Source organism: Bradyrhizobium viridifuturi (genome assembly GCF_001238275.1).
In the GTDB taxonomy this organism is placed as follows: Bacteria; Pseudomonadota; Alphaproteobacteria; order Rhizobiales; family Xanthobacteraceae; genus Bradyrhizobium; species Bradyrhizobium viridifuturi.
Genome location: NZ_LGTB01000040.1, coordinates 1 through 18,160, shown reverse-complemented (window position 1 = coordinate 18,160; position 18,160 = coordinate 1). Strand labels below are relative to the sequence as shown.

25 protein-coding genes, 1 tRNA gene and 1 pseudogene are annotated in these 18,160 nt (G+C 61.4%); 10 read left to right on the top strand and 17 right to left on the bottom strand.

The window, feature by feature from the left end:
- Positions 1–7: 7 nt before the first annotated feature.
- On the bottom strand, positions 8–1,828 hold the full coding sequence (locus ALC15_RS30700; RefSeq protein ID WP_050630520.1) for a carbamoyltransferase family protein: 1,821 nt from the start codon (positions 1,826–1,828) through the stop codon (positions 8–10).
- Positions 1,829–2,205: 377 nt separating this feature from the next.
- Here ALC15_RS30700 and ALC15_RS42300 point away from each other — a divergent pair, with 377 nt between their 5' ends.
- Entirely contained in the window at positions 2,206–2,472 is a 267-nt protein-coding gene (locus ALC15_RS42300; protein WP_094194207.1) for a hypothetical protein, read from the top strand.
- Between the two features lie 350 nt (positions 2,473–2,822).
- Here the strand turns inward: ALC15_RS42300 and ALC15_RS30695 are convergent, their stop codons facing one another.
- From ALC15_RS30695 to ALC15_RS30675, 5 genes and pseudogenes are all read right to left on the bottom strand, one after another.
- Positions 2,823–3,599, bottom strand: a complete 777-nt coding sequence (locus ALC15_RS30695) for a cyclase family protein (protein ID WP_050630519.1) — start codon at positions 3,597–3,599, stop codon at positions 2,823–2,825.
- 334 nt (positions 3,600–3,933) lie between these two features.
- Positions 3,934–4,010, bottom strand: a tRNA-Pro gene (locus ALC15_RS30690).
- Between the two features lie 115 nt (positions 4,011–4,125).
- The gene (locus tag ALC15_RS30685; RefSeq protein WP_050630518.1) at positions 4,126–4,605 is read right to left on the bottom strand and encodes a DUF192 domain-containing protein; all 480 of its coding nucleotides are present in this window, start codon (positions 4,603–4,605) and stop codon (positions 4,126–4,128) included.
- Between the two features lie 177 nt (positions 4,606–4,782).
- A pseudogene (locus ALC15_RS30680) lies at positions 4,783–5,444 on the bottom strand (cold-shock protein).
- A 199-nt stretch (positions 5,445–5,643) separates the two neighbouring features.
- Positions 5,644–6,360 (bottom strand): SIR2 family NAD-dependent protein deacylase, encoded by a 717-nt coding sequence (locus ALC15_RS30675; protein WP_050630584.1) that lies wholly within the window; start codon positions 6,358–6,360, stop codon positions 5,644–5,646.
- A 249-nt stretch (positions 6,361–6,609) separates the two neighbouring features.
- Here ALC15_RS30675 and ALC15_RS44945 point away from each other — a divergent pair, with 249 nt between their 5' ends.
- Positions 6,610–6,771, top strand: coding sequence for a hypothetical protein (locus ALC15_RS44945; protein ID WP_167350181.1), 162 nt, complete (start codon positions 6,610–6,612; stop codon positions 6,769–6,771).
- A gap of 139 nt (positions 6,772–6,910) precedes the next feature.
- Here ALC15_RS44945 and ALC15_RS30670 read toward each other — a convergent pair whose 3' ends face one another.
- The 3 genes from ALC15_RS30670 to ALC15_RS30660 form a co-directional block, all read right to left on the bottom strand.
- Complete coding sequence (locus ALC15_RS30670; RefSeq protein WP_050630517.1) at positions 6,911–7,201, bottom strand: hypothetical protein; 291 nt, start codon at positions 7,199–7,201, stop codon at positions 6,911–6,913.
- 296 nt (positions 7,202–7,497) lie between these two features.
- Positions 7,498–7,683, bottom strand: coding sequence for a hypothetical protein (locus ALC15_RS43595; RefSeq protein ID WP_050630516.1), 186 nt, complete (start codon positions 7,681–7,683; stop codon positions 7,498–7,500).
- A gap of 243 nt (positions 7,684–7,926) precedes the next feature.
- Entirely contained in the window at positions 7,927–8,274 is a 348-nt protein-coding gene (locus ALC15_RS30660; RefSeq protein ID WP_050630515.1) for a GrlR family regulatory protein, read from the bottom strand.
- A gap of 167 nt (positions 8,275–8,441) precedes the next feature.
- On the opposite strand from ALC15_RS30660, the gene ALC15_RS44285 reads away from it, so the two are divergent.
- The 5 genes from ALC15_RS44285 (at position 8,442) to ALC15_RS30645 (ending at position 11,197) form a co-directional block, all read left to right on the top strand.
- Entirely contained in the window at positions 8,442–8,615 is a 174-nt protein-coding gene (locus tag ALC15_RS44285) for a hypothetical protein (RefSeq protein WP_157860955.1), read from the top strand.
- A gap of 705 nt (positions 8,616–9,320) precedes the next feature.
- Entirely contained in the window at positions 9,321–9,569 is a 249-nt protein-coding gene (locus ALC15_RS30655) for a hypothetical protein (protein WP_050630514.1), read from the top strand.
- A 187-nt stretch (positions 9,570–9,756) separates the two neighbouring features.
- Positions 9,757–10,209, top strand: a complete 453-nt coding sequence (locus ALC15_RS30650; protein ID WP_050630513.1) for a VOC family protein — start codon at positions 9,757–9,759, stop codon at positions 10,207–10,209.
- A 218-nt stretch (positions 10,210–10,427) separates the two neighbouring features.
- A complete protein-coding gene (locus ALC15_RS47335) occupies positions 10,428–10,556 on the top strand; it encodes a hypothetical protein (RefSeq protein WP_283806313.1) in 129 nt (42 codons plus the stop codon).
- The gene (locus ALC15_RS30645; protein WP_050630512.1) at positions 10,556–11,197 is read left to right on the top strand and encodes a glutathione S-transferase family protein; all 642 of its coding nucleotides are present in this window, start codon (positions 10,556–10,558) and stop codon (positions 11,195–11,197) included. The genes ALC15_RS47335 and ALC15_RS30645 overlap by 1 nt, the downstream gene beginning before the upstream one ends.
- A 56-nt stretch (positions 11,198–11,253) precedes the next feature.
- Here the strand turns inward: ALC15_RS30645 and ALC15_RS30640 are convergent, their stop codons facing one another.
- Positions 11,254–11,505, bottom strand: a complete 252-nt coding sequence (locus ALC15_RS30640) for a porin (protein WP_050630511.1) — start codon at positions 11,503–11,505, stop codon at positions 11,254–11,256.
- A 32-nt stretch (positions 11,506–11,537) separates the two neighbouring features.
- The gene (locus ALC15_RS30635) at positions 11,538–11,705 is read right to left on the bottom strand and encodes a PilZ domain-containing protein (RefSeq protein WP_347336336.1); all 168 of its coding nucleotides are present in this window, start codon (positions 11,703–11,705) and stop codon (positions 11,538–11,540) included.
- 429 nt (positions 11,706–12,134) lie between these two features.
- Between ALC15_RS30635 and ALC15_RS30630 the strand changes: the two genes are divergently transcribed.
- From ALC15_RS30630 to ALC15_RS30620, 3 genes are read left to right on the top strand one after another with little or no spacing between them, the layout of a single operon-like run.
- On the top strand, positions 12,135–13,436 hold the full coding sequence (locus ALC15_RS30630) for a site-specific integrase (RefSeq protein WP_244486333.1): 1,302 nt from the start codon (positions 12,135–12,137) through the stop codon (positions 13,434–13,436).
- Between the two features lie 12 nt (positions 13,437–13,448).
- Positions 13,449–14,411, top strand: a complete 963-nt coding sequence (locus ALC15_RS30625) for a hypothetical protein (RefSeq protein ID WP_128089629.1) — start codon at positions 13,449–13,451, stop codon at positions 14,409–14,411.
- Positions 14,412–14,456: 45 nt separating this feature from the next.
- Positions 14,457–14,723, top strand: a complete 267-nt coding sequence (locus tag ALC15_RS30620; RefSeq protein ID WP_050630508.1) for a hypothetical protein — start codon at positions 14,457–14,459, stop codon at positions 14,721–14,723.
- 389 nt (positions 14,724–15,112) lie between these two features.
- On the opposite strand, the gene ALC15_RS30615 is transcribed toward ALC15_RS30620, so the two are convergent.
- The 6 genes from ALC15_RS30615 to ALC15_RS45580 form a co-directional block, all read right to left on the bottom strand.
- The gene (locus tag ALC15_RS30615; RefSeq protein WP_050630507.1) at positions 15,113–16,087 is read right to left on the bottom strand and encodes a hypothetical protein; all 975 of its coding nucleotides are present in this window, start codon (positions 16,085–16,087) and stop codon (positions 15,113–15,115) included.
- 612 nt (positions 16,088–16,699) lie between these two features.
- Positions 16,700–16,912: a hypothetical protein gene (locus tag ALC15_RS30610; RefSeq protein WP_050630506.1), complete on the bottom strand. Its 213-nt coding sequence runs from the start codon at positions 16,910–16,912 to the stop codon at positions 16,700–16,702.
- On the bottom strand, positions 16,909–17,160 hold the full coding sequence (locus ALC15_RS30605) for a hypothetical protein (RefSeq protein WP_050630505.1): 252 nt from the start codon (positions 17,158–17,160) through the stop codon (positions 16,909–16,911). The genes ALC15_RS30610 and ALC15_RS30605 overlap by 4 nt, the downstream gene beginning before the upstream one ends.
- A complete protein-coding gene (locus ALC15_RS30600; protein WP_050630504.1) occupies positions 17,160–17,537 on the bottom strand; it encodes a DUF1515 family protein in 378 nt (125 codons plus the stop codon). The genes ALC15_RS30605 and ALC15_RS30600 overlap by 1 nt, the downstream gene beginning before the upstream one ends.
- A complete protein-coding gene (locus ALC15_RS30595) occupies positions 17,534–17,860 on the bottom strand; it encodes a hypothetical protein (RefSeq protein WP_050630503.1) in 327 nt (108 codons plus the stop codon). The genes ALC15_RS30600 and ALC15_RS30595 overlap by 4 nt, the downstream gene beginning before the upstream one ends.
- On the bottom strand, positions 17,847–18,160 hold a 314-nt coding region (locus ALC15_RS45580; protein WP_210168610.1), incomplete at its 5' end, for a hypothetical protein. The genes ALC15_RS30595 and ALC15_RS45580, both read right to left, overlap by 14 nt.

Genomic DNA, 18,160 nt, shown 5'->3' with positions numbered 1-18,160 from the left:
CCATGCTCTAACCGCCGCCCCGGCTACCGTCCTGGGTGGTCGAGGAGACGATGGTGGCGACGTCGCCGAACGTCGTCATGACAGGCGTAACCACCTTGTGCATCGCGGTCTTCGACACCAGCGTGTCGTGCAGCACGAGGTTGTCGATGCCGGTGGTGAGGAAGCAGCTCACCGCATCCTGCGGCGTCTCGATGATCGGCTCGCCCTTGACGTTGAACGAGGTGTTGATCAGCACCGGGACGCCGGTCAGCGCCTCGAATTCCTTGAGCAGGCGATAGAGCATCGGGTTGGTTTCTTCCCGCACGCTTTGCACCCGCGCCGAACCGTCGACATGCACGATCGCCGGAATCCTGTCCCGCCATTCCGGTCGCACCGGCTTTGCGATCAGCATATAGGGCGAGTCCTCCTCGCCCTCGAAGATCTCCTTCATGCGCTCGGCCAGCACGATCGGCGCGAACGGCCGGAACGCCTGGCGATGCTTGACGCGGCTGTTGAGGATGTCCTTCATCTCGGCCTTGCGCGGATCGGCGATCAGGCTGCGATTGCCGAGCGCGCGCGGACCGAATTCGGACGGTCCCTGAAACCAGCCGATCACGCGCTGGTCGGCAAGCAGCCTCGCGGTGTCGCGGCAGATATTGTCGCTGCGCTTCGCATCGATCTGGATGCGCACCAGGAAGCTTTGTAGCGCGGCCGCCACCTCCGCGTCGCTGTAGCGCCGGCCGACATAGGCGTGCTCCATCACGAACAAGCGACGTTGTTTCAGAATCTCCAGCCAGCCATAATAGGCGCAGCCGATGGCGATGCCGTCATCGCCGGCGGCGGGCTGGATCCAGATGTTCTCGAAGCCGGCCTCGCGCGCGATCCGCCCGTTGGCCACGCAGTTCAGCGCGACGCCGCCGGCGATGCAGAGGTTCTTGGCGCCGGTGCTCTCGCGCAGCCAGCGCGCCCGCTCAAGTAGCACGTTCTCGGTGTCGTCCTGCACCCGCCAGGCGATGTCCTCCCAATGCCGCATCGTCGGGCTCTTGTCCCAGTTGCCGCTGTCGAGCACGAAGGGCTGCTGGTTCTCGGCGCCCCAGAACGGCACGTGCAGCCTGCCGTCCTTCATCTCGAGCAGATGGCCGACCTGCTCGTGGCGGCCATAGGGCGCAAGCCCCATCAGCTCGCCGCACTTATTCCAGTCGCCGAAAACATAGGTCGAGACCCGGCTGTAGAGCGCACCGAGACCGGGCATGTTGTAGAACTCGTCCGACAGCAGCCCACGCGCCGGCTCCATGAAGACCTTCTTCAGGCATTCGAGCCTGGTGTCGTCGAACCTGTAATAGCTCTCGGACTCGCGGGCGAGCGGCGAGGCCCCATCCTTCGGATAGGACTCCATCGCATCGGCCTCGTAATTGCCGACGCCGTCGACGATCATCACGACGCCATCCTTGAACGGCGACACCGCGAACGCGCTGTAGGCATGCGCGAGGTGGTGCGAGATCGACACCACCTTGTCGGATTTGGAACGAAACAGCGGATGCTTGATTGCCTCGTTGCGCTCGGCGATCGGCAGGAAGCCCGGCATGTCCTGGTGGAGCATCCGCTCCTCCATCTCCGGCACCGGCAGGATGTAGCTGTTGCGCACCACGAGATCGACGTCGTCGAGCGTGATGCCCTCGGCGGACAGGCAGTAGTCGATGACTTCCTTGTAGAAGCCGGAGGCGTGCTTCTCACGGGTGATGCGCTCCTTGGAGATCGCGTAGGCGATCGCACCGTCACGCAGCAGGCAGGCGCTCACGTCATGGTCGTAGACGTTGAGACCAAGGACGTAGGTGTGTTGTTTCGGCATGGGCACTCTTCAGGGAGGATTCTCAACGCTCAGAGAACATGATCGTGTCGACTTCAAGTTCTCGACGGCACTTTCCGTGCATCGCAAATCTCTGCTTCTGCGATGCACAAATCAGATCGACGCCAAGTCGATGCAATGCAAGATGAACAGAATGAACGGCGGATGAACGACAAGATGAGCGCAGCAACCGCATCGTCCTATGCAGGCGGGGACTGTAACTTGACCTTACCTGTTGGTCTCAATAGAGTCGTTAAAGCTCGCAAGAACCTTAGTGAAAATATTGTCTTAGCATGCTCGAACCGGACGCCGGTCTCGCGCGTCTAAGCGAGACAGCCAGCATCAGTTCAGATGTTTGGAAGTGACTGGAGATCTTCAGAATGACTAAACGCTACAATATCCTGACTCGTTGCCTCGCAGCAGTCGCTTTGTTGTTCGTCTATGTCGCAAGCACCTCTGCCATCCTGGTCGGCGTCACCACAGCGCCTGCGCAAGCCTGGCGCGGACGTGGCGGTGGCTGGGGCTATCGCGGCGGCTGGGGCCGCGGCCGCGGTTGGGGCTATGGTCGTGGCTATGGCTACTATGGCGGTTATGTCGGTCCTCGTTGCTGGTGGACCCCGCGTGGTGTTCGCGTTTGCCGGTGGTAACAACCACCCGGCCGACACAAGCGATATTGAAGACATGAATCAGGTGCGTCGGTTTCGGCGCACCTGATTTTCTTTTGGGCATTATTTTTTGGGATCAGGCTCGCCGGCGCGCGGCAACCTGTGGCGCGCAAGAAAGAGCCCCGGGAGACGCCGGGGCTCTAGTCACGGGAGAGAACGCTTCGGAAATCGGGACGCGAGGAGGAGCCGTCGGCCCGATCACCTAATGCATCTACTACGTGCATCAAAGCAGATTCGGCCCCCTCAGGCTGTAGCAGTGCCGCAACAATCTGGGGGAATGAACAGCCTGTCCACCGGTTCCCTCGCCCGCCGAAAACCGCCTGAGCCCTGCTCTAACCGTCGAGGATGGCGACCGCCCTCGTCCATCCCGCCGACGCGCGCTCGATCTTCACCGGGAAGCACGACACCATGAACCCGGTCGAGGGCAGCAGCTCGAGATTGTGCAGCTTCTCGATGTGGCAGTAGCCGATGTGGCGACCGGCCTTGTGGCCTTCCCAGATCAGGCTGGCGTCTTTCGTCTCGGCATATTTCTTCGCGGTGAATACGAACGGCGCATCCCAGCTCCAGCCGTCGATGCCGGTCAGCCGCACGCCGCGCTCGAGCAGATACATCGTCGCCTCATAGCCCATGCCGCAGCCCGAATTGACGTAGTCGGGCTGGCCGTATTTCGCGCCGGCACTGGTGTTGACGACGACGATCTCGAGCGGCGACAGCGTATGCCCGATACGCTTCAGCTCGGCTTCGACATCGCCGGCGGTCGCGACATAGCCATCGGGCAGATGCCGGAAGTCGAGCTTCACACCCGGCTGCAAGCACCACTCCAGCGGCACCTCATCGATGGTCCATGATCGCTCACCGCGGTTCATGGTCGGATGGAAATGCCAGGGCGCATCGAGATGCGTGCCGTTATGTGTCGAGAGCGACACCTGCTCGACGGCCCAGCCCTGCCCATCGGGCAGATCCGCGGCCTTCAAGCCATCGAAGAATTGCAGCATGCGCGGCAGCCCCTGCTGATGGTCGATGTACTGGATGGTCGGGTGGTTGCCGGGCGGATCGGCCGGAACATCGTTCTGCAGGGGAACGGAGATATCGATCAGTCTGCGCGCCATGGTGCCTCCTCGCGGATTGGTCTTGTCAGGCTGGACTACCCTGCCAGCCCGCGCGCGTGATCGGCAAGCCGCATCCGCTCGGGGCTGCTGACGTCAGGAGTGGACTGCGACAAGGCGGCGCAAGGTTGAACCTATTTCCCGCCGGGGCGACCCATGGGCACTGGGGATTTCAGGGCCCAGTATTCGACGGCGCCGTCCGGACGAAGATATTCCGTTCGGGCGGCGTTGTTGCGCCAGGCAAGATAATCCCGATCGAAGTTTATTCGCACGAAGGCCCCCGCGACCAGGCCACGGCCTGCCCGGTCAGCTCGTTCGATCAAGGTTTGCGATGGGATGGTCGGGGCAGCTGGATTCGAACCAACGACCTGCAGTACCCAAAACTGCCGCGCTACCAGGCTGCGCTATACCCCGACATTTCCGAGAGGCCCCGTGGATACACGCTTCAGCCAGCGCCAGCAAGGCACCGGTGCGGGGCTTCCAGCGGCGAGATCGGCAGCGGTTTCAGTGCCGAAATCGCGTCAGAAACCTAGTGGCCGCCGAACAGCGGGTGGCCGACCCGGTCACCGGGCTGGATGCCGTATTTCTGCGCCGTCCCGGCAATCACCTCGAGGACGCCCTTGGCGAGCCCCCGCGACGGAATGATCTTGGTCGACAACGGCTCGGTATTCTCGGCGATCCGCAGGATGCGCCCGTCGGCGCGGATGAAGATCATGTCGAGCGAGATGTAGGTGTTCTTCATCCACATCGACACTTCCTGTTCCGGCGTGAAGTCGAACAGCATGCCTTTGCCGTCCGCGAGCTCCTTCCGGTACATCAGGCCGGTCTCCTTCTCCTGCTCAGTGGTCGCCATTTCGACGGAGAAGACGTGCACGCCTGACTTGGTGACGATCTCGAGTGGCTGGACGCTGGCAGCCTGCGCGGCCGGCGCCAGCAGCGCGCCGAACATCATGACGAGGGAGGCCGCCAGCCAGGGGCGAAGCCGCCCAATCATGCGATCGAAATTCATCGACAAATACTCACACCGGGGAAGATTTTCCGGCGGACCCTAACCCGATGATTGCGGCAAATGCCAGAGCCCTGGAGGCTCGCCGGCGGCTCACGTTTCCGTCAGGGCAGGTAACCGGAGGGTCTTGTTTGAGCATGATCTATTCGGAGAACCGCTTCGCAGTTTTCCGGATCATGCTTAGTGCGACGACAGCGCCGAGGGGCCGGTCTCCGGGTGGATCTCGGCGGCCATCATGCCCTTGGAGCCGGGCCCGAACCGCACCAGCACATACTGGCCGGGGCGCAGCTCGGTCATACCGAAGCGGCGCAGTGTTTCCATGTGCACGAAGATATCGGGCGTCCCCTCGCCGCAGGTCACGAAGCCGAAACCGCGCAGCCGGTTGAACCACTTGACCTGCGCGCGCTCAAGTCCGCTGGTCGCAGTCACCGTGACATGGGTGCGCGGCGGCAGCATCTGCGCGGGATGGATCGCGGTCGACTCATCCATCGAGACGATGCGGAAGGCTTGGTAGCCCTTGGCGCGCTGCACGCATTCGACGACGAGACGTGCGCCTTCATATGCAGTCTGATAGCCATCGCGCCGCAGCACGGTCACATGCAGCAGGATGTCGGGCCAGCCATTGTCGGGGACGATGAAGCCGTAGCCTTTCGAGGCATCGAACCATTTGATGACGCCGGAGACTTCGACGAGGTTGGCCGCGGCATCGCCGAGACCGGAGAAAGCATCCATCGCCGGATCGCGCGGCGCGCTGCCATACTCGCCCTGTGCAATCCTGCTTTGCCCAACTCCGCCGATCGCGGTCCGCCGAGCTTCTTGGACTCAAATCCGTCCGACCCCATGACCCCGGACCCCACACATCAAATGCAGATCGCCGACATTGCGGCGCACCCTGTACACGCTGCTCTCCATCACCAACTCGTTTGGACGCTGCGCGAATCTCTCAACCAAAAGATAACACTCCCGCTTGCGGGGCATAGCTAAAAAACGATTCTATCGGGAACTATGAACAGTCTTGCACAGCCGCGAATCAATCAGGCATCAGTTGCCTACGAAAGGACCAAGCGTGTCGCCGATGTCGTGGCGGATCACCAGGTCGGCGATCTCGTCCTGATCGGTCGGCTCGTTGTTGATGATCACGAGCCGCGCGCCGCTCTCCTTGGCCATCATCGGAAAGCCTGCCGCGGGCCACACCACGAGCGATGACCCGATCGCCAGCAACAGGTCGCAGTCCCTGGCGAGTTCCGCCGCGCGACGCATCGCATCCTCGGGCATCGACTGCCCGAACGAGATCGTCGCGGTCTTCACCGGATCACCGCACTCGGCGCAGTCGGGGGCGCCGCCGGTCTTGTCGAAGTGCTGCTTCACCCACGAGAGCTCGTAGGCCTTTCCGCAACCAATGCAGCGGGCGTAGGTGGTGTTGCCGTGCAGCTCGATCACGTCATCGGCCTTGAAGCCCGACGCCTGATGCAGATTGTCGATGTTCTGGGTGATGATGCCGGGAACCTTACCTGCACGGTACAGCGACGCGAGCGCACGATGCCCGCGCCCGGGCTTCGCTGCCGCAAATGTCGGTTCCATTGCGAAGCGGCGGCGCCATGACTCGTCGCGCGCCTCCTGACTGGCAACGAACTCGTCGAACGGGATCGGCCGGTTGCGGGTCCACAGCCCGCCGGGCGAGCGGAAGTCGGGAATGCCGCATTCGGTGGAGATGCCGGCCCCCGTAAAGGGTACGATCGACGATGCCTCGGCAATCATGTTGCCGAGCCGCTCGACGCCGCTGCGCAAGTCTTTTGCAATCGAGTCTTTGGCGATCACTGGAAATTTTCCGGTTGGCGGCCGCGACTATAGCACGGCTTGACCGATTGCGAGCTCGGGGGCGACGGCATCGACCCGGTCGCCGCCGCCCCAGCATCATCACATTCCTGCACGGCCTGCTCCGCATTGACGCCCAATTCGCCGATGCCAATGCGCGCGGGGATAGGACCATTACGACGAGGATGGGCAGTGACCGATCGGGAAGACAGTGCCGCGCGTGAGCGCGAAGAGATCGTCGCACGCGTTGCCAGCTTCAGGGCCACGCAGCAGAAGTTCGAGCGCGATCGCCAGGAATTCTACGACAACACGCTCGGCAATGTCTGGAGTGGATTTCAGCGCAAGAGCGCGTGATGCCCCACACCCTCGCCCGGCAATCGCACAGCGAGCCGAGGGCAAAGCCAACGGACACCAAGCGAACGGATTGGCGCGCGATCAGATCGTAACGCTCGATTGCAAAAGCCCGGAGCGATGTGCTCCGGGCTCGTCGCCGTTACCAATAATGACGATAGTAGTGGTGCCGATAGTACGGGCCGCGATAATAGGCGTAGCCGGGGCCGCCGTAGTAGCCATAGCGCGGACCATAGTAGTAACCCGGATCGTAGCCGGGCCCGTAATAGCGTGGGCCGTAGTACGCACCGGCCGCGCCCGCGGCGAGTGCACCGGCCGCCAGACCGAAAGCCAGGCCGGGACCGATACCGCGCGCCTGCGCCTGCGCCGGCGCCGTGACCATCGTTGCACCAACCGTCGCGACGGTCGCCAAAACTGCCAATGTCCTTTTCATGCCAACCTCCTCACGTGGTGATGTGCACCAACGCGGGCGGATGGGGATGGTTGCTGCAAAAGCCTGTGCCGGTTCCCCAGCCATGCGATAGCGCAAAGCTACCATCGGTTAGCGATGGAACAAAAACACAACCTCAGTGATTAGGTGTGATGTGAGCGAGGTTGGCATCGATGCCGGCGTGGATGGAACTGCTGTTGAACGTGATGGGCTTTGCCGGCTTTATCGGCATCGCGATGTATCACAAGCATCCGAACGGGAAGCTGCCGGACTGAGCACCGGCGTCGCCCGCAGCCTGCTCAATTTGCCTTGCGCGCCTCTCCTGCCGTCCGGACCAGCCGGTCCGCCTTCACGAGCACCTTGCCGCTCTCCGGCGGCGCCCGCAGCCAGAAGCTGATCACCACAAAGGCGGAACAGAACAGCAAGCCCACCACCATCACACGCCGGTGGGTCGGTCGATCTGCGCTATGGAACGATGGCGTCATGGCTGTCACCTGCAGCCATCTCAACTGCAATCGCAGGTGGTGGCAACGCCATACCACTCTTAACCTAACTCGGTAGGGTTAGCGGTGGTCCGGTACGGCGCAGGCGGGATGCCTTCAACGCCGGCCTGCCGTGGAATCCACAGCATGTCCCGCGCTTGTCCGCAGCAAATCCACAGGGGTGGCAGCCCCATTTCCTCAGCAGGCATCAGCTCTTGCTGCGCACCCGTCCACAGCCTCGCCCGATCAGGCGTCCGCCAGGCGCTTCAGCGTTGCCTGGAAGCCCAGGCTGCGGGTTCCGACCAGCACAGTCCCGAACACCTCGGCCTGGTCGCCGCTGAATGTGCCGGTGAAGCCGCTCGTCACCTCCTGCCCAGCGAATAGCGGCCGCGTGAACGGGTCGGAGAACGGGGAATGCTGGTTGGTCCTGAGGTGCCCCTTCCAGGTGCCCTCGCCGGCCGTGTAGGCGCCGATCGACCAGAAATACGGCCCGCCGCCGATCAAGAGACCGTCCCGCAGGATCAGGACACCGCTATCGCGGCCGCGCACGCCGTCGGTCATATGGATATGGATCGAATAGAGCCCGTTCCGCATCGATCACGCCGTCCGGTCCTGAAGGGCCGCAGTATGACGCCAAGCCGGGCGGCGCGCGAGCACGCCGATACCGTCCGGCCACCGATTCGGGCCGAAGGCGCAGAACCGGACGCTAACAAGTCGTTAAGAAAGCCCTGACAAGGTTCGACCGCCGGAGGGAGAGAGCCATGCTCATTTACCCCGTACCTGCCGAAGTGACGCAAGCCCGGGTGCAGCTCGTCGTCGATCAGACGGCGAAGGAGCAGCCACGCATCATCAGCGCAGATGTTCTTGACGTCTTCGCCGCCAAGAACAAGGCCGACCGTGATGCCGTCGAAACCATGCTCGACATCAAGGTGTGAGGTCGCAATCGGGCAAAGGCGCTTGCAGACGTCGCGGCGCGTGCCTTGCACAATCGCACGTGATCCGGGACGCGCCATCTGCAGGCCTCCGATGCCCGCACAAAATCCGCACGCCGGGTTTTTCCGTTGAACCTTTTGCATCGCGCGAAGACCTAAAAGCGCTGGGGATTTCAGGGCCCAGCGTCTGGCGCAGCGCTGTGGGGCGAGCATATTCCGTCTACGCGGCGCTGTTGCATTTTACAAATTCAACCTTAAGTTTGATCCCAACAGTTGACGGCTCACGCCCTGAGAGATCCCCAGTCCGTCAGCTGGGAAAGCCCCGCATCCAGCCTGCGGGGCTTTCTATTTCTGCGCTGGTGGAACCTTCCGCCGCGAGCAGCGTTAGCTGTCCCGTTGCCGACACGATCTCCCCAAGGCCGGTCGGCATCAGACCTCGCGAGCCCTCTCGCGGGGTTTTTGCTTTTTAGAGAATGTCCAACCTCGCGCGTCCTTGATTGGCGGTCGCGGGCTTTCGATGGGATAGAGGCGAGTGCCTCCAAGGCTCGACCACGAAAGCCCCGTTCCGGAATTTTCCCGGGCGGGGCTTTCTCGTATCGCTTGCGGCACACGCTTGCGGCGATGCGGCCGCGCATAAAGCTTTAGCTACCGCGCCAATCGGGCGGCAACCCCTCGAGTGCTAGCAAGGCGCGGCATCAGGGGCAGCACATGTCAGAAGACCAGTCGTCAGCCGATCTCGCGCCGATCATGTGGAAATGGTTGGTGCGGCTGATCTGGTTCGGCAGCATCGGGTTCTTTCAGTTCGCCGAGATCGAGCGATGCCTGAGCAGCAACACCTACCGTCCTTTCTTCGGCCTGTACGCCGGCCTGGTGTTCGCTCTCGTCATCTGGTTCATCGCCTGCGCGATCCGGAACATCGCCCAGCGCGCTGAGGCCTGGCAAGGCCCATCGGGCTGACCCGTTGCTCAGGGATCAACCTTCACGCAATCGCGATCACGAATGGCGGAAAAGCGCGAATGTCAGCGTGGCAGATCCGCAGGTTTAGCGCTGCCCCTCGATGCGATTTGCTGCTATTTTCCCTTCCGGACCATCCCGCCCAAACAAGCATCTCTGCAAGACTCTCTGAATCTGCCAGGAGGAAAACATGCGCTATCTGCACACCATGCTGCGCGTCCGCAGTCTCGATGTCGCGATGAAATTCTATCAGGACGCGCTCGGGCTCAAGGAAGTGCGCCGCATCGACAACGACAAGGGCCGCTTCACGCTGGTGTTTCTCTGCGCGGAGGAAGACCTCCATCTGCTCAAGTCCCTGCCGCAAACCCGCGGCGCGCCGCTGGTCGAGCTGACCTACAATTGGGACGAGGAGAAATACGGCGAGGATCGCCATTTCGGCCATCTCGCCTACGAGGTCGACGACATCTACGCGACCTGCGAGAAGCTGATGAAGATGGGCGTCACCATCAATCGTCCGCCGCGCGACGGCAACATGGCGTTCGTCCGCTCGCCCGACCTGCACTCGATCGAGATCCTGCAGAAGGGCGATCCGAAAGCGCCGGCCGAACCGTGGGCCTCGATGCCCAATACCGGACACTGGTAAACGCCGCGCCCACGCACACGTTCCTATGCCCCATCCCGTAATGGTGCGCGGCGCGATCGTTAGGAACGTGACGCGGCCGTTGACGTTGCCTCCCCACACGAGGAATGCGAGGAGGCAACGGAGATGGGAAAGGGAATTTTGCTTTGGCTGTTGGGCGTGCCGATTCCGGTGATCATCGTGCTGTGGTTGTTGTTCGGTCACTGACGGCGCTTTAACGCGTGCATATCGACGAGGCTCTGCCGCAACGCGGCGGAGCCTTCTTTTTTGATCTCGATACAATTCATCCCGCGCTTTTTCCCGGCGCTTCGGCTAAGAACGCGCGCAAAGCAGCGGGAAGAATCGCGTGATGGACAGCAAGCCGCAACTGACGATCTGGGGCCGGGCCAATTCGGTCAACGTGCAGAAGGTGCTCTGGTGTCTCGCCGAGCTCGACCTGCCCTATCAGCGCATCGATGCCGGCATGCAATTCGGCAAGAACGATCAGCCCGACTATCTCAGGATGAATCCGAACGGCCGCGTCCCGACGCTGGTCGACGGCGACTATGTGCTGTGGGAATCCAATTCGGTGATGCGCTATCTCTGCATGGCCTACGGCCAGAGCTCGTCGATCTATCCGCAGGCGCCGAAGGCGCGCGCCGCGGTCGACCGCTGGCTCGACTGGACACTGTCGACATTGCAGCCGGTCGACCGCCCGGTGTTCTGGGCCTTGGTGCGCACGCCGCCGGAGCAGCGCGACATGGTCAAGATCCAAAAGGACGCCGATGCCGAGGCCGTGGTGTGGCGCGTCGTCGAGGCGCAGCTTGCGAACCGCCGGTACGTCGAGGGCGATCAATTCACCCTCGCCGACATCGCGCTCGGCGCCTTTGCGCGGCGCTGGTTCGGTGTCGAGGGCGTCACCAAGCCGAAGCTGCCCCATCTCGAACGCTGGTACGGCGAGATCGCGCAGCGGCCGGCCTTTGTGCGCGTCGTCGCGCCGCCGATGTCCTGAGCGGCCAGGCGGTTAAAGCATAATCTTTTCGGAAAACCGCTTCGCACTTCTCCGGATCATGCTTCACGTCCGCTCGACATCCCCGCGCCGACACTGACGGCACCGCCGAGCTTCACGCAGGTGTCGGTGCCTTCGACCTTGACGAAGCCCGCTCCATACGACGCACAGGGATTGCCGCGCGTCGCGGATTTTGACGGCAAGGTCCTGCCGGCGTCCGGTGGCATCTGGAAATTGCGGCGATCGCCGGCTTGCGCGAACGCTACGGCGGGAAGCAGGAGGGCGATGACGGTGAAACAGGTCTTGCGCATCCATCCCTTTTATCGCGCGCGCCCGAATGAGGCTAGCGCACGAATTTGACGCCGAACGTCCTGCCCTCGCGCCAGACCACCTCGCAGGCGCGCCCGGTGCGGGCGTCGCGCGAAAACGCCAGCCGCAGCTTGGCCGGCAGCGTGTTGTTGTCCTGGACCGTGATTTTTGCGCCCGTCGTGGACATGTCCTCGAGACGCAGGGCCGCGCGGCGAATCCGCCGTCGAGCGTGATCCAGCCGGACTGACGCAGCGATTTGCGCGTTTCGCGCTTCTTGGACCCAAGAGCCATCTCATCATCCCCGCGATCACGCCTATCGCCGCTGGCTTACCAAAGGGTTGCCAAACCGCCTCGTATTGCAGCGATTGCGCGGGTTGTTCACACCCGCCGGAACGCCCGGCGAAAGCCGTCCGCCCGAGGACGATCATCAAGTTGGCCGGATTTTCGATTTTGCGCTGATGGCGCTCCCTAGCGGAGCGAGCGAGGTGTTCGGCGAACCTGTTGAAAACTCGGGATAATCGCGAATTTATTGACTTTTTACTAAAACTGCCCGGATGTTGATGTGCAACAGAACGTCCAACAGGGGCCGATGCCGGAGCGTCTTACCAAAAGAAACGGACATTGGCATTTCGTGCGTCGGGTACCGCCCGAATTCGCTGCGGTCGACACCCGCGGGATCGTCAAACAGTCGACCAAAATCCGCGTCGCCGACGATCGGTCGGGCATCCGCGCCGGGAGGGTTGCTGACCGACTCAATATCGACCTAGAGGCGTCCTGGAGAGCCGCCACGGGCCAGGGAACTCGCAATGCCGTCGTCGCGCTCGAGGAAGCTCGGCAGCGCGCGCAGGCCCTGCAACTCACATACAGACCGGTTGACGACGTCGCGAAGGAGGCCCTCGCGGAGATCCTTCGCCGGATCGACGCGCTCGCGGTGGGCGATCGGCGGCACGATCCCGCCACGGCCGCGGCGACCTTCGGCGGCGTTGACCTGCCGGAGATCATGCTATCCAGGCTGGTCGACGAATTCGAGGTCACCAAGAAAACCACGATCGCGAAGATGTCGGCTGGCCAATTCAAGAAATGGAAGAACGGAAAGCTACGCGCGATCGAGCTGCTGATCACTGTCATCGGCGACAAGGCCATCACGCGGCTGACGCGCGACGATGCCCTGAAATATACAGACCACTGGACCGAGCGCGTCGTCGACGGCGAGGTAATGGCGGCGACAGCCAATCGAAACCTGACGCATATCACCGGCATGCTGTCGGCCGTCTCAAAACGGCACCGGCTGAACCTCGATCGCGTGTTCGCCGGCGCTCGGCTTGAGGGCGATAAATCGAAGCCGCGACCGCCCTTCTCGCCGTGGTGGATCGTCAACCGCATTCTGGCGGCCGGCGCGCTGGAGACGATGAATGACGAAGAGCGCGCGGTCGTGATTGTGATGATCAACACGGGCGCTCGGCCAAGCGAGATCATCAATTTGCGCCGCAAGCATATCGTGCTCGATGCGTCCATCCCGTTCATCCGCGTGCGGCCGGACGATCGAGTCCTGAAAACCGCCTTCTCCGATCGCGACATTCCACTTGTCGGGATATCACTCGACGCGATGCGGCAATTCCCGGACGGCTTTCCGCACTACCGCGACAAGGGCGACACGCTCTCGGCCGCGGTGAATGCATATTTCTCCGATCACGGGCTGCGCGAGACCGAAAGCCACACGCTCTATTCGCTCCGGCATGGTTTCAAGGATCGCTTGCGCAGCGTCGAGACGCCAGACGAACTCAAGGACGAGTTGATGGGCCACGACACCCGAAAGCCCAAATATGGTGACGGTCATGGGCTAGATTTGAAGTCGAAATACATCCAACTGATAGCATTGGCGCCTGGAATGCACGTTCCGGCACCGCTGCAGCTAGTAGCCGCGACAGCCTAGAACGAGGTCGATGTGACTGAAGCCGAACGGTTCCCGCCAGTCGCTCAATCGACCGATATGAGATATTCGATCTCTGGATTCCCTGAACCGGAAGGGACGAGAATATACGACATCATCGCAGGTGTGATTAGAGCGGTAAGTGATGCCGGCATGGACATAACAGCGCTGGAGGGCGTTACCGTCACCCCAAATTATCACGAAGACCTTTCTCGTTTTGATACCGGGTTGCCGAACCAGCCGACCCCCACTTCAGAACAATTTGGGCGCGGAAGCGCAATGTCGGTAAATTGCAAGAGAGGTGACGTCTTCAAGTCACATCTATTTCTAGACGCTGGTATAGCGGCAGACTTCCTCTTGAATGAAGCCGATCCAGCGAGAGCGATTGCAACCAATATTCTGCTTCACGAGCTTGCTCACGTCTTCGATTATGGACGACTTTGTAGGGATCTACTGGATACTTCGTTTCCCAACCACTTATCTCGATGGCTCTTCTTCTTGACCAATGCCACGTGGTCCGAGTTTTTCGCTTGCTTTGCAACGGCAGGATCCGACGCATCGCTCGATGACTATGTAACTCTCTTTACGAGCGCTCTGAGGGAATGCCCCAAGCAAGTTCGCGCGGAGCTAGTCGGCGGCAAGATACGTGACATTACCGAGCTGATGGATTTTGTTAAGAATCGGTTCGGCTTGATGTTCAAGTTCGCCGGCTACGTTTTGGGGAATCTAGCCGGAACGCAACGGAAGCTATCCGACACACATCCTGCGGTCTGGCAGGAAATTGTGGAAGTCGGCTTTGCAGACACATGGCATCAGCTTGATGTTGCCTTGCGCCAGATGCTGGACTTTGAAGCGTGGAAAGACAGCTCAATCTATGATGGTTTGGGCCGGTGCGCCATAAGCTACTTGGCAACGCAGGGCTTTCTACTTGAAGATGCAGGCAACGATTTTCGGGTTAAAATACTTCCGTTGTCCTAATCAGACATCACATCGGCTTTAGGAACACATCAGGAGCGAAATCTTATGAACGACAAGACCGTTCGCACGGAGGAACTCGATAATGTGAAGAAGGCGACCGCAATGATGATTGCCGCGCTTGTCGACACCCTTGTCGGGACAGACTCGAAGCAAGCCGAGATTTTCGTATCGAACATTGACAAGCTATACGCGAGAATTCGCAACGAAAGCGATGACCTCAATGCACTTGAGTTGCTGACTTGGACACGAACGATGATTACAGGTTTCAGTTTCACGGAGGGGCAAGGCACTCCGCTGATGAAGCAGCTTTAGCTTAGTTCTCCTTCGGCCAGCCCCGACAGCTGTGGAGCCACGAAAGGTCGGGCTTATCCTTCGGTTTTTTAGGGCAGCTTGCTCGTCTGATCGACGGCGTTCGCTTTAAACGCGCAACAGAAAGCCGCCCGTGATGCGCTGCTTTCGAAGCGATGGACGGACAGCGCAAAGCAAACCTCCTCGCAGATCGCGGCCAGACCTTCGGCGACTACGATCAAAACTAACCAACAAAACGAGGCCTCCGGATACGGAGGCCTCACTGCGCTGCCCCTGACAGGATTTGCGCCATGTGCGTTTACGATCTAATGCAGCAGCGCGGCGGTCTCTCGCAGACCGAGGCCGGCCGAATTCCAAGGCGTGCGCCTCGATACCGTCAAATCCTGGTGCATCTATTTCCTACGCTCCCGCTTGTATGGATTTGCTTCGCTGGCAGTCCGGTAGTGATCCAGATTGCCGCCTAGAAACAGGCGCTCAGTCTCTTGGGTTGGCGTTCTGCCCAGCGAGCACATCAGATCCACGTCCGCATCGATATTGTCTTGATCCTCGGCATTCATTCCGAGGCCAATAGTGCTCAGGATATGGTCTGGCGTCCAGACCGCGGACGTCGGTACCGTGTAGGTGTGCAGCATGCTTGCATTATTGGCGATCGCTCTCGCCCAGTGGTCGCGCGAAACGACCAGCCTTGAGGGATCTTCAACCAACGACACGAAGGCAGATGCTATTGTCTTGCCCCGCATATGCCATCCAGCTTGGCGCGCCCGATCCAAAGGATATCGCTCCAGATGATCTCCAACGGAAGAATGCTCCCGCGCCGTATTGCGGACATGCGATATTGCGCTCGTATTCTCTTCCGTGCGTGGCTTGCAATCGCCATCCTGGTTCTGAAAGCGACGAAGCTTTACGTAAGACGAGGCCACCACCTCGTTGAAAATGCGATCACGATCGAAGCCGTCGTCGGACGCCCCAGTCGCGCACGACCAGCGCCCCGATTGCTGCTCCGCCAGTCCGATCTCATTTTTGAGCGCCTCAAGAGTGGCACCGGTCAGCGTTGCCGCAAGCCGGGCGCGTGCTCTCGCAAATGATGCGGCCGGGCAGCGTTCGTTTTTGGAGGTGGTCTCGTTCAGCGCACCCGAGGATGTGCCAGCTCCGGAATCTGGCTTAGCGGGAGCCGAAAACGATGTTTGCTGGCCTGAATGCATATCACTTAACTGCTGCTCAAAATCTCGTTGATCCGCGGAAGAGTATGACGGTGAGCCAGTCTGTGCGCTTAGCTCACCCGGTTGTTGGTCCGCCCGGTGCGGCTGCGGTAGGAGATCGTGTGCGTCAATTGGGCAATATCCGGCATTCCGTCGATCGATGTTCATTCGCCTCGCCTCGAGTAGAGGTGCTTGGTTTGCATCTGTGGCGGGAAGAGCTTACATCAAGCTGACGAGCCGGGAAAGAGACGAGCCCAGCTCCGTCTCCTTGCCTAGCCGTATTCTTTAATCAAACTGCGGATCCGGTTCTCGATATCTAGTAGGTGCCAACCGAACTCGGAGCGAAGATCATGGCCGATTACGCGCCTCAGAAAATTCAATACCGTTGCGTTGAGGATGACGCGCCGCGCTACGGAACGGCAATAAGGTATGAAGGCAAGCTTTGGCTCGTGCCGTCGTGGGATGCAGGGCCAACCGAAGGCAATGTAAGGCCAGTCCGAATAATATGCTTGTCCCGCTTTCCTGTAGGTCCCGTAGGCACGCCATCTGGCGATCTGGTACTAACAACGATGTTGAGTAGACCCGTCCTTGAGGGCCAATCAAAAGGGCAAAACCCAACTGTGATTGAGCGTCCGAACATTCTTTTAGACTACGATCAACTGCCGTGATTGCTCATTCGCCGCACCTTTGATGCGGCTACTGCCTGGTCACCGCCGCTGCAAGCCGCCTCGCCCGCCGGTGCGCAATGTCGTGACGCTTGGAGCCGCCAGGGCGAGCTCGTTAAATCAGCCCCCACCAAATGCCGATGCCGAGCCAGGCGGCGACGCCGATCGCTGCGACGACCAGGCTCGACCAGACGACGAGCTCGAGCAGCTTGTATTCCGCGGCCCATAGCGCCAGCAGGACGAGCGCGACGATCGCCAGCGCAATTCCCGCATTGTTGAAAACGCCCTGCAGCGCAGCTGCGTCATAGGCGAGCCGGATCTCGTTCATCTTGCCTCCGATGGATCGACGATGATGAAACCGGCAAGCGATCGCGCATGCAGGCGCGTCAGGCCGCCGCCGGAATTGGAATCATGAGCGAGCCAGATCTCGGCCACGAGCTGCTCGAAAAGGACGAAAACGTGATGCCGGCGGACTGCCGCCACGCGCGGCGCCGGCCAGGCGCGCGCCAAGCGTGGCCGCGCCTCGGTCGTCGCGCTCGGGCAGATCAGCGCGAGCGCGACGACGATGCGAAACATCAGCGCTTGAGATGGATGTCGACGAAGTTGGTCACGATCCAGCCGACGCCGCCGCTCAACCCCACGGCGGCCCAATACAGCCAGCGGCTAGCGTTGCGCACGCCGGTCGCCTGCACCTGGACATTCTGGACGGCCTGGACGGTCGGCTTCATCTCGGCGATGTCCTTGGTCGCTGCCGCGACTTCGCCCCGCATGGTCGTCACCTCCGCCCGCAGCGCCTCGACCTTCTGGTGCAGATCCTTGCGGCCCTCGGAGGCCTTCGCCTCCATTTGCGTCCAGGTATGCAGCAGCGTCGCGACCGTGGACTCGAGGCCGCCGATCTTGGCGGCCATCTGCAGCAAGGCGGCATTCACGCTCGCCATTTCGTCGCCGCTCATTTCGCCTTCTTTCGCTTGAACAGGCCGAGGCGCGGCGCCGGCTTTTCCGCCGGCGCGATGTTCTCGCAGGCGACGCCGTCGACGCGACCAATGCCCTCGCGGACGTCCTGGTATTGGCAGACGGCGCGACGCAGGCAGGCATTGACCTTTGCCAGCGCGGCGCGGTCGGTTTTCCAGAGCCGCTCGATCTCGCCGGCGTCGAGCTCGCGGTCCGGCGTATCGACCGGCGCGCGCTCACAGGCCGGGACGTCCGCAGGCAGCGCCGGGATGTTCGGCGCATCCGGAGGCGGAGACTGCAGCTTGTCAAGGCTACCGGACCCCACGCACCCGGCGAGACATGTCGCGAGTAAAACACTTGGTAGGATTAGCCGGCGTTGCATCGATTGCCCCCTGGTTGGATTTGAGCTGCTCCTCGGCCGCCGCAGCGCGCTTGGCGTCGCGCTGCTGCAGGGCGTTGGCGAAAACGAGCTGGCGATCCTTCTCCTCGAGGCGCGCCTGTAATTGAGCATTCTGCGCGGCGACCTGCGCCGCCTCGCACTTGTCGTCCGCCGAGCGATATCCGGCGTGTAGAGATGCACGGCGCCGGCGATCGCGCCGCCGCCGGCGAGCAGCGCCAGGCCGCC

Excerpts from the sequence above, each read along its gene's own strand:
- ALC15_RS30700 (WP_050630520.1), bottom strand. The coding sequence starts at position 1,828 with ATGCCGAAACAACACACCTACGTCCTTGGTCTCAACGTCTACGACCAT.
- ALC15_RS42300 (WP_094194207.1), top strand. The coding sequence starts at position 2,206 with ATGACTAAACGCTACAATATCCTGACTCGTTGCCTCGCAGCAGTCGCT.
- ALC15_RS30695 (WP_050630519.1), bottom strand. The coding sequence starts at position 3,599 with ATGGCGCGCAGACTGATCGATATCTCCGTTCCCCTGCAGAACGATGTT.
- ALC15_RS30685 (WP_050630518.1), bottom strand. The coding sequence starts at position 4,605 with ATGAATTTCGATCGCATGATTGGGCGGCTTCGCCCCTGGCTGGCGGCC.
- ALC15_RS30675 (WP_050630584.1), bottom strand. The coding sequence starts at position 6,360 with ATGATTGCCGAGGCATCGTCGATCGTACCCTTTACGGGGGCCGGCATC.
- ALC15_RS30670 (WP_050630517.1), bottom strand. The coding sequence starts at position 7,201 with ATGAAAAGGACATTGGCAGTTTTGGCGACCGTCGCGACGGTTGGTGCA.
- ALC15_RS43595 (WP_050630516.1), bottom strand. The coding sequence starts at position 7,683 with ATGACGCCATCGTTCCATAGCGCAGATCGACCGACCCACCGGCGTGTG.
- ALC15_RS30660 (WP_050630515.1), bottom strand. The coding sequence starts at position 8,274 with ATGCGGAACGGGCTCTATTCGATCCATATCCATATGACCGACGGCGTG.
- ALC15_RS44285 (WP_157860955.1), top strand. The coding sequence starts at position 8,442 with ATGCTCATTTACCCCGTACCTGCCGAAGTGACGCAAGCCCGGGTGCAG.
- ALC15_RS30655 (WP_050630514.1), top strand. The coding sequence starts at position 9,321 with ATGTCAGAAGACCAGTCGTCAGCCGATCTCGCGCCGATCATGTGGAAA.
- ALC15_RS30650 (WP_050630513.1), top strand. The coding sequence starts at position 9,757 with ATGCGCTATCTGCACACCATGCTGCGCGTCCGCAGTCTCGATGTCGCG.
- ALC15_RS30645 (WP_050630512.1), top strand. The coding sequence starts at position 10,556 with ATGGACAGCAAGCCGCAACTGACGATCTGGGGCCGGGCCAATTCGGTC.
- ALC15_RS30640 (WP_050630511.1), bottom strand. The coding sequence starts at position 11,505 with ATGCGCAAGACCTGTTTCACCGTCATCGCCCTCCTGCTTCCCGCCGTA.
- ALC15_RS30620 (WP_050630508.1), top strand. The coding sequence starts at position 14,457 with ATGAACGACAAGACCGTTCGCACGGAGGAACTCGATAATGTGAAGAAG.
- ALC15_RS30615 (WP_050630507.1), bottom strand. The coding sequence starts at position 16,087 with ATGAACATCGATCGACGGAATGCCGGATATTGCCCAATTGACGCACAC.
- ALC15_RS30610 (WP_050630506.1), bottom strand. The coding sequence starts at position 16,912 with ATGAACGAGATCCGGCTCGCCTATGACGCAGCTGCGCTGCAGGGCGTT.
- ALC15_RS30605 (WP_050630505.1), bottom strand. The coding sequence starts at position 17,160 with ATGTTTCGCATCGTCGTCGCGCTCGCGCTGATCTGCCCGAGCGCGACG.
- ALC15_RS30600 (WP_050630504.1), bottom strand. The coding sequence starts at position 17,537 with ATGAGCGGCGACGAAATGGCGAGCGTGAATGCCGCCTTGCTGCAGATG.